Genomic DNA, 8,405 nt, shown 5'->3' with positions numbered 1-8,405 from the left:
GACATCGAAAGTATAGCGTGTCTTCTCCCCTTTTGGGCCTGTTACCGATTGGACGGGATTTTGATTATAGGGACGAACCGCCTCAGTTTCGAGCAGTCCCCGGTCCCAATCAAGTCGTGAATCGCCTCATCCGGCGGGCGTTCTCCGCGGCAAGATCTTTCATGCGATTCGTTTTGCCACCTCGCAAGGTGCCGACGAGAGCGACGGACAGAACTGTAAGGAAAGCACCACTGCTGCCGGACTGTGCAAAATCCTGACAATCCACTTATGATTTCATCAGCGCAGGCTGATCAGAGAGTCGCTCGCTCGATCGCAGCTTGTCAGACTAGCCCTCCCCACGATTTTCGGCACGGCTTCCGAGGCGACGGGCTTTAAAACACCCCCTCAGAAGCAGCAAAAACAGGAAAACCCGGATGACCAGACAGATCAGCGGCGTACTCCCCATCGCACACACCCCGTTCCTCGAAGACAACTCGATCGATTTTGAGAGTCTCCGTCGACAGGTTGACTGGGGATTTGAAGTCGGTGCTGAAGGCTTTTGTACAGGCATGGTCTCTGAACTGTTACGACTCACCTATGACGAACGTGTGTCTCTCACGAACGCCTTGGGAGAAATGGTCGGCGACCGGGGCGTCTTCATCGCCGGAGTCGGCGCCGAATCGACCAAGCAGGCGATCCAGTACGCGCAGCATGCCGAAAAAGCGGGGGCCGCAGCGGTCATGGCGATTCCACCCCTTGCCACCAGAACCCCGCCGGGGGCCGTTCGCGATTACTTCACCGAACTGGCCGAGAACGTCAATCTGCCCGTGATCGTTCAAGACGCTTCAGGGTACGTTGGTCAGCCGATTCCCCTGGAGGTGAGTGTCGGATTGTTGCGCCGGTTCGGCAAGGACAAGATTTTCTTCAAACCGGAAGCCACTCCCATCGGCCCCAATCTTTCGGCACTTCGTGACGCGACCGACGGTGAAGCACGCATCTTCGATGGCTCGGGAGGAATCTGTCTGGTCGATTGCGCCCGCCGTGGCGTCGCAGGAACGATGCCGGGAATGGAGTTTCTTCCGGCGGTCGTGGCGTTATGGAAGGCGCTGCAGCGGAAGGACGAAGCCGCGATTTACCAACTTTCGTTCCCCATCTGTGCACTCGTCAGCCTGCAACTTCAAGCGGGTCTGGATGGCTTCCTGGCGATTGAGAAGTACGTGCTTCATCGTAACGGGCTCTTCAAGACAGACGTCCGCAGACAGCCTTACGCGTGGAGCCTCGATCCCGAAACACGGAGTGAACTGGATCGACTCCTGGTAAAACTGGATGAAGCGGTGGAATCCGTCAAAACCGGCACATCTTCCTGATCTTCCAAAAGACGTTACCCCTTCGCGGAATCCGCCGAGCGATCTGGTTGTGCCGTCCCCTGAGGTGACCCGCAACCAGAGCCAGTTCACCGCGTTCTCACTTCTGAAGAACGACCTGTCAGCCCGCTCTATTCACTTGCCGAACCGAAGTTTTCACTCCGACCGAAACGTCGAAGAATTTTCATCGAACGGATCGAACGAAAGAGGTTGCATCACCAGGCCGATAGCATAGTAGGCGATCGCCCCCGCCAGGGCAGACAATCCAAATGTGTGCAATGAGGACATCTTGATGGCGTGCGTCCCGTAGCCAGTCAGTCCGAAAAATGTCGTTGCCGCACTCAACCGCCGCAGAACGGCGCTGACCTCTTTCAGTGCGGAACCCGGAGACGTCGACCGCTCACCTGGCGTTTCGGATGTCATCCGTGACGAAGAGGAATCAAGACCATCGCTTGTATCCGTATTCCAGTCCTGATCGAGAAACCTGCTGGTGCCATCCAGCCCCAGGATGGACACGAATGTCACGCACGCCAGCAGTGTGACGCCAACCACCGCACAAATCATGAAGAACACGTTCATTGTTCGTCGCTCTCTAGATCCTCTTGCGCCCGTGTGACCGTGGTTTTCTGCCCCCGATGAATCCTCGCTGCGCGAGGCTGTTACTCACAGGAACGAATTGCGAGAGGATACACGTTGTCAGGCAGCGAAAGCTCCCACTTGCGAGCATGTTCACATGCCCCCCCCTTCAAACCCGAGTTTGTTTCCTGCTCTGCAGAACGTCGTAGAGCCGTGAGCGGATCACGAAGCAGTCGCCTGACGGAAGCAGGAATTCAAACAATTTCGCTCGGCAAACGTCCCCGGTCTCTCACGATCCTGCAGTCCTGCTGAAACTCTGTCGCGCACCCACCCAATGAAAAAACCTCGCACCGAACTTTTTCCAAAGTCAGTGCGAGGCGAATTTTCAGCACAATCATTCGTGCGGATGCTCAGATAAGGCAGTCCTATTCAGCGCGCAGCGGTCGCAGCATCAAGGCGCGGGTGGCATCGCTGGCGGAACGATCTTCGTACAGGACTCGATAGACTTCGCTCGTGATCGGCATTTCGATTCCTTCCTGTTCGGCCACATCGAAAACGCTCTTCGCTGTTGCGACTCCCTCTGCGACGGCATCCATACTGACCAGAATCTGGGACAGTGTTTCGCCTTTTCCCAGGCGGACGCCCACTCCACGGTTTCGCCCATACGGGCTGACACAAGTGGTGATCAAGTCTCCCATTCCCGCCAGACCTGCAAACGTCGTCGCTTCCGCCCCGAATCGCTGACCGAACCGGGTCATCTCGACCAATCCGCGAGTCATCAGCGATGACTTGGCATTATCACCAAAACCGAGGCCGTCCGAGATTCCTGCCGCGATGGCAATCACATTCTTCAATGCCGCCGCCAGTTCCACACCGATCAGATCAAGATTCGTATAGACCCGGAATCGCTCGGTGTTGAACATCCGCTGGACCTGTCGAGCCAGTCCCAGATCCCCGCTGGCGGCAACGACCGTCGCAGGCATCCGCCGCGAAATTTCTTCTGCGTGGCTCGGACCACCGACCGCCACCACCGCTCGGCCGCCAAGGACCTCGGTGATGATCTCGCTGGGTCGCATGAACGTTTCGTTTTCGATTCCTTTGATCACGCTGATCATGGGCCGGTTGCGATTCAGATACGGTCGCATCTCCATCAAGCTGGCACGCAGGAACTGAGTCGGGATCGCCGCAACGATGTACTCACAATCTTTCAATGCCAGCTCGATCTCGGACGTCATCCAGACCTGATCAGGCAACTTGACGCCGGGGAGCAACCGCTGATTTTCACGCGTGCTCTGCATCTGTGCGACATGGTCAGGATTGCGCCCCCAGATGCAGACCTGCTGATCTTCGTGTTCGGCCAGCAGGATTGCACAGGCCGTTGCCATTGCGCCATTGCCCAGGACTGTAATCTTCGTTGTCATTGCAGATAACCGTTGATGTAGAATCCGCCGGTGTACGAATTCACTGGTGCCGAGAACAGAGTTTGAGGAGTGCTTGCATTATAGATCAAGTTGTTGACGGTTCCCATGAACTGAACCGTCGGGGTGATGTTGGTGAACATAATTCCGTAGTGCGGGGTGAGGTCGTTCGCCAGCAGGTTGATCGTGTTGCCATCAATCTGCATGCGGGAATTTGCCGCCACTTTGTCAAACAACATCCCGGTTGCACCACCCGCCTTGTCCGTGATGATGTTCGAAGCAATGTAGTCGGTGCTGGTCCCGCTGAGCGAGAACCGAAGCCCCGTTCCACCCGTGCCCCCGAACGTCACCGTGTTGGTGGCGATGTTCAAGCTCGACGTCGCGGCAGCGATCACAGAAACCCCGGTTCCCTGGGCACCAGCGAATGTGATCGTGTTCCCATCGACCTGAGCTGTCATTGACGCCGTGGTCGAGGTCCCCTGAAGCAGGACACCTGTCATCCCGGTCCCCTGGGCGAAGATCGTGTTGTTAGAGACACGGACGCTTTCAGGACCACTCCAGTTGACGTTGATCACGGGGCTGCTTCCCTGGGACGCGGTGATCGTGTTGGAAAGAATCGAAGCGGCCAGCGAGGCCCCTGTCCCGCTCGGCAGTGTCTGATAGAGAATCGCGGTTCCGTTGGCGTCGTTGATCGTGTTACCCGAGATCTGCGAATTGAACGTTCCCGTGGTATCCGCCTGCACACGAATCGTTCCACCCCCGACGGCTCCGTTGCCGGTGAGAAGCGAGTTCTGCACGACCAGTGTCGAATCGTTGAGCGAATCGATTCCGTATCCGGTCGAGCCGGTGATTCGTGCGTTCGAAAGCACCAGTTGACTGGACTTCGTCGAATGAATGCCGACACCATTGTTGGTCAGATCCAGCCAGTTCAGCTTGGCGACTCCGAAAGAGTTGATGATCACACCCTTTTCGGTGTTCTGGATGACGCCGCCGCTTCCCAGGGTGCCGTTCCCCTTGAGAGTCAGGTTCCCCAGGCTTTGGAGCAGGCTGATCCCGAACGGACCCCCGTCCACCGAGACATTCGAGAACGTCGCGTTGATGGTCGATCCCTGAATATCAATTGCCGGTGCGTTGACCGTCTTCAACGTCCCATCGTTGACCTGCAGCTTGGAGACACCACGTGCGTATAAGCCTGTCGCGTTCTGGGTTGTCAGGTTCATGTTACCGAAGGTCACGTCACTGGAGGTGTTGACCAGCGAAACCGCAGGTGAAGCGGATGTCGTCGTCACGTTCAGGTGATCAACGTTGATGATGGCATCCGATCCGTTCACCGTGAATCCTGCTCCATTGGGAGACGTAATCGTCGTGTAACCGAGGAAGTTGTAAGTGTTGTAATCGGTTGTCGTGACCCCATTATTGGTCGAGACAGTTCCGGTCGTTCCCGAGATCGCCACCGCAGGACCGAACGAGTGCGCGACATTCAGCGAGGCGATGGTTGCATCCGTCGCCACGTTGCTCATCTTCAATCCTGCACCGCCAGTGGCCTTGATCGTCGCGTTGTTGATCAACAGCGAACCACCCTGCGTGTTCGAGACGGAAATCCCGTCGCCGTCGGCAGTGATTGTATTTCCCGTTCCGTCGTACGAAATGTCGGCGTTCCCCCCATCAATCACGACACCGTTGCCGGATGCCGAATTGATCTGGATGTTGGCCATCGTGACATCACCGGACGAGTTATTCAGGTTGATTGCGTCGCCATCCACCTGCGTGAATGTCAAATCGCGTAGCGTCACGTCAGCAGCGTTCGTTCCCTGAATGGCGTTGCCGCCAATATGGTTGAAGTTGAAACCAGACACCTGGGTGTTCGAGGCCAGCGTGACAGCAGGACCATTCGTCCCTTCGAACCGTGGCGTGACCGTTGCGTTCCCGAGCTGGGCCGACTGCGACAAGCTCGGCAGTTTCACGAAACCGCCGCCAGCGATGGCCAGTGCTGGCATCGCCTGACTGTTTTCACCCAGCAACTGTTGTCCCTCAGACAGCGTGACAGATTCGTTGATAATCGATCCGCTACGGACGAAGATCACGTCGGCCCCGGTTGCCAGAGCGTTTTTCAGACTGTTATGCGGATTTGTCGTGGTCCCATCGCCCGATGGTTCAAAGTAGGGATCGCCGCCACCAGTGAAGTAGGGGTTCCCGGAGGAGTAGGGCTGTCCTTCCTGATAGACCTGTTCGATGTGGTAGGGGAGACCCGTGGCGGGATTAATCGCCACTTTGTCGTTTTCATACGACTTGTCGTGGCTGATGATCACGTTGTAATTTCGCTCGACGAACCGGAACGGATTCGGCGTATTTCGTTTCCAGCCACTTGCCGGGTTGTTGCTGCCGAACGGAAGTTGCAGCGAGACACCCGCCATCAGGTTATTCCCGTAAAGTGGATCGTTGGTGTAGAGCAACTGCCCGGTCACACCATTGTTATACACCGCTTCGGCGCGCATCCGGAACCCATCGACGTTGCCTCTGGTCCCCCCTTCAAAGTGGTATCCGCCGATGAAACCTCGCAACCAGTGTCGGTCGCGGATCGGGTGACTGTAACCGACTTCGAAATCGACCCCTGTCAGTGCCGATCCCTGATCGACAGCTTGCCCATACAGCAATTGATGGCCGACAATCCGTTCCGCACCGATCGAACTCGAGTAGGTTTGTTCGGACGTGACAGGAATATAGACGTTGGACCGAAGTTCGTACCGATCGATCAACCCTTCGAAGCTCAGACCCACCTGATGAAACAGGCGTTTTGAAGTGTCGTCGGCGTCGTACCAGATACTGGCTCCCCCCCAGGCATTGTAGTCCTCGCTGAGGTAGCGATAACCGAGACCAAAGTTGCCCCCCAGACGCGACCGGTTCGAAACAAAGCCACGGACGTCCGCAAACAGAAAATGCTCGTCCGCCAGGATATAAGGCATGACTTCAAACGGAGTGATCGTGTCATTACGACCGAAGGTTTTGCCCATCAGGTGGCTCATCCGCCCGATGGCCCCGATCCCGTCCTCGACTTCGACTGGTTCGTAAGTCGTCATCGAGAAGAAGGTCTTGAATGTCCGGGGAGGACGCTTCTTTTTTCTCTGTTGCGATTGAAGACGTTCCTGCCGTGCTCTCGCCAGCGCCCGTTCCTTGAAGATGTCCGTCTCTTCGCTGATGGGCTCAGGGAAATCAGGAGAGTCGGACTGGGCACGGATAGTTGTCACCCAGTCTTCGGCACTGGCCGCGCGATGTGCGACGCCGTCACAAGCGAGGGAGAGCAAAGCACCCAGCCAGATTCCTGCTGTGCACTGGTTCCAGAGAGAACCTGACCAGAATCGATTTAACACCGGCATCAGTAAACATCCTTTCCGCACGCAATCGCAGGGGCGACAGGTGTGCGCAAAGACGATCTGGAGGGCGAGGATCGCACGAGTCTCAACACGAGACTGCTTCGCGAAAAGCCGCTCAGATTCGTATTAATTGAAGAAGCTGGGAAACAGACGGAGATAGTCTCAGACAGGATCGGCAGGGGTATAAATTCTGAGCCCGGTTCTGTCGAGACCGACTTGCCCGGACTTGATCCCGTGCAGCGGGGTTTTCGCAAAGGCTTTTATTTCAGTCACTTTTTTCACCGGGCATCCGCAGATTCTGCCGGAGCCACGCCCCGTTTGAAGCCTGACGGAGCGATTCGTCCGCCGCCCGAACTGCGTTGCCGCGAAGGTTTTTGATTCGGTCTGCAAGCAGTCGACGCTGAGTGGCTCGCCCACCCGCATTCTCGGCTCAATAACCGAGGCCTGCGACTCTTCACCGCTTTGAAATCCAAAACGCAAGCCATTTTGAGAAAATGAGTTAACAGCGACACCCTGCGGATCACACGATCAGATCATGTCTCGTTTTCCTGCGGAGCCCTGCCTGCTCGCGGACCCGCGCATGGGGGCGAACGAGGCACCGCCAAGATCATTGCGACGCGCGATTCTCAGTCCGGAACTTAACGCTGGTAGATCGGCAGATACCCGTACTCGACCGTCAGGGCCAGGACGCTGAGGCTGGTTGAATAGACCATTCCGAATGGTCGTTCATTTCCATTCTTCGTAGTCCAGCTACCATCAGGGCTCTGATTTTCGAGCAATTCTCGAAACAGAATCGCTTTGGTTCGGTCCCAGTCCGCTCCACCATATTTGTAGGCGCCGATTGCGTAGTAATAGGCGCCGTAAAAGAACCAGTTATCCTGACTTCGCAGGGGCTGGCGATGGAGAAACTGAACTCCATTGTGCACTTCGGCATCTTCGAGATGATCGCAGACCTGAAGACACAAAATGCCCGCGGCCGTTAACGAGGATGTCGGGCCACTACCGGGCTGATAGCCAAACCCGCGGCCGTTTGCACATTTTTTGACGTACTCAACCGCCAGTTCAATTCGTTCGATGGGCACATCACATCCGATGTCCTTTGCCGCGCGAAGTGCCAGTAGCTGCCATCCTGTCACGCTCAGATCACTGTCTTCACTATTATATTGATAGCGCCACCCGCCCCGTTCGCGGGGAGTTTTGCGGACCTGCTGAGCTTTCAGAATCAGCCGGATTCCATTCTCCAGCGCGGCCCGGACGCGAGGAGACGAATGCTTCTCCGACATTCCCATGACTTCCGAGAGCATCAGCGTACTGATTCCATGATCGTACATGGGGCCGTGCCCCCGCGCGTCAATAATCATCCCATTGGGAACTTGATGCTGAATAACGTATTCAATCCCCCTGGCGATCGCGGCGCCATAGGGTCCTTCCCCCGGGACGTGCCCGGCAGCCAGAAACGACATGATGGCGAGCGACGTACCTGCCGTGGAGGGTCCCCGCTGATCGATTTGCCAGCTACCATCCGCCGCCTGCCGCGACGCAAGAAAGCGGATCGCCTTCACGACCGCCTCATCCACCTCCTGATCTTCTACGGCGATCGCGGAAGAGATACAGACCAGGCAGAGTGCGAGGCCTCCACAAAACGCGTTACGCGGGCAGAATGCAGGGAATCGCATCAAAACTCTCCTTCACAATCA

5 protein-coding genes are annotated in these 8,405 nt (G+C 56.6%); 1 reads left to right on the top strand and 4 read right to left on the bottom strand.

Annotated features, from left to right (window positions below):
- Positions 1–413 precede the first annotated feature (413 nt).
- On the top strand, positions 414–1,346 hold the full coding sequence (locus tag VGE80_RS01240) for a dihydrodipicolinate synthase family protein (RefSeq protein WP_440591382.1): 933 nt from the start codon (positions 414–416) through the stop codon (positions 1,344–1,346).
- A 153-nt stretch (positions 1,347–1,499) separates the two neighbouring features.
- On the opposite strand, the gene VGE80_RS01235 is transcribed toward VGE80_RS01240, so the two are convergent.
- The 4 genes from VGE80_RS01235 to VGE80_RS01220 all read right to left on the bottom strand — a co-directional run bounded on the left by VGE80_RS01235 (position 1,500) and on the right by VGE80_RS01220 (position 8,384).
- A complete protein-coding gene (locus VGE80_RS01235; RefSeq protein ID WP_373652843.1) occupies positions 1,500–1,922 on the bottom strand; it encodes a hypothetical protein in 423 nt (140 codons plus the stop codon).
- A 422-nt stretch (positions 1,923–2,344) separates the two neighbouring features.
- Positions 2,345–3,340: an NAD(P)H-dependent glycerol-3-phosphate dehydrogenase gene (locus VGE80_RS01230; RefSeq protein ID WP_373652844.1), complete on the bottom strand. Its 996-nt coding sequence runs from the start codon at positions 3,338–3,340 to the stop codon at positions 2,345–2,347.
- Positions 3,337–6,711 carry a beta strand repeat-containing protein gene (locus VGE80_RS01225; protein ID WP_440591381.1) on the bottom strand — a complete coding sequence of 1,125 codons (3,375 nt, stop codon included), beginning with the start codon at positions 6,709–6,711 and terminating at the stop codon, positions 3,337–3,339. Before VGE80_RS01225 ends, VGE80_RS01230 begins: the two co-directional genes overlap by 4 nt.
- 635 nt (positions 6,712–7,346) lie before the next feature.
- Positions 7,347–8,384: a prenyltransferase/squalene oxidase repeat-containing protein gene (locus VGE80_RS01220; RefSeq protein ID WP_440591380.1), complete on the bottom strand. Its 1,038-nt coding sequence runs from the start codon at positions 8,382–8,384 to the stop codon at positions 7,347–7,349.
- Positions 8,385–8,405 lie beyond the last annotated feature (21 nt).

The sequence above is a fragment of the Schlesneria sp. genome, from assembly GCF_036405755.1.
Classification (GTDB): Bacteria; Planctomycetota; Planctomycetia; order Planctomycetales; family Planctomycetaceae; genus Schlesneria; species Schlesneria sphaerica.
This window is presented reverse-complemented; position numbering and strand designations above follow the sequence as displayed.

Bases quoted from the DNA above. Each gene is read 5' to 3' on its own strand.
- VGE80_RS01230 (WP_373652844.1), bottom strand. From the start codon at position 3,340: ATGACAACGAAGATTACAGTCCTGGGCAATGGCGCAATGGCAACGGCC.
- VGE80_RS01220 (WP_440591380.1), bottom strand. From the start codon at position 8,384: ATGCGATTCCCTGCATTCTGCCCGCGTAACGCGTTTTGTGGAGGCCTC.
- VGE80_RS01235 (WP_373652843.1), bottom strand. From the start codon at position 1,922: ATGAACGTGTTCTTCATGATTTGTGCGGTGGTTGGCGTCACACTGCTG.
- VGE80_RS01225 (WP_440591381.1), bottom strand. From the start codon at position 6,711: ATGCCGGTGTTAAATCGATTCTGGTCAGGTTCTCTCTGGAACCAGTGC.
- VGE80_RS01240 (WP_440591382.1), top strand. From the start codon at position 414: ATGACCAGACAGATCAGCGGCGTACTCCCCATCGCACACACCCCGTTC.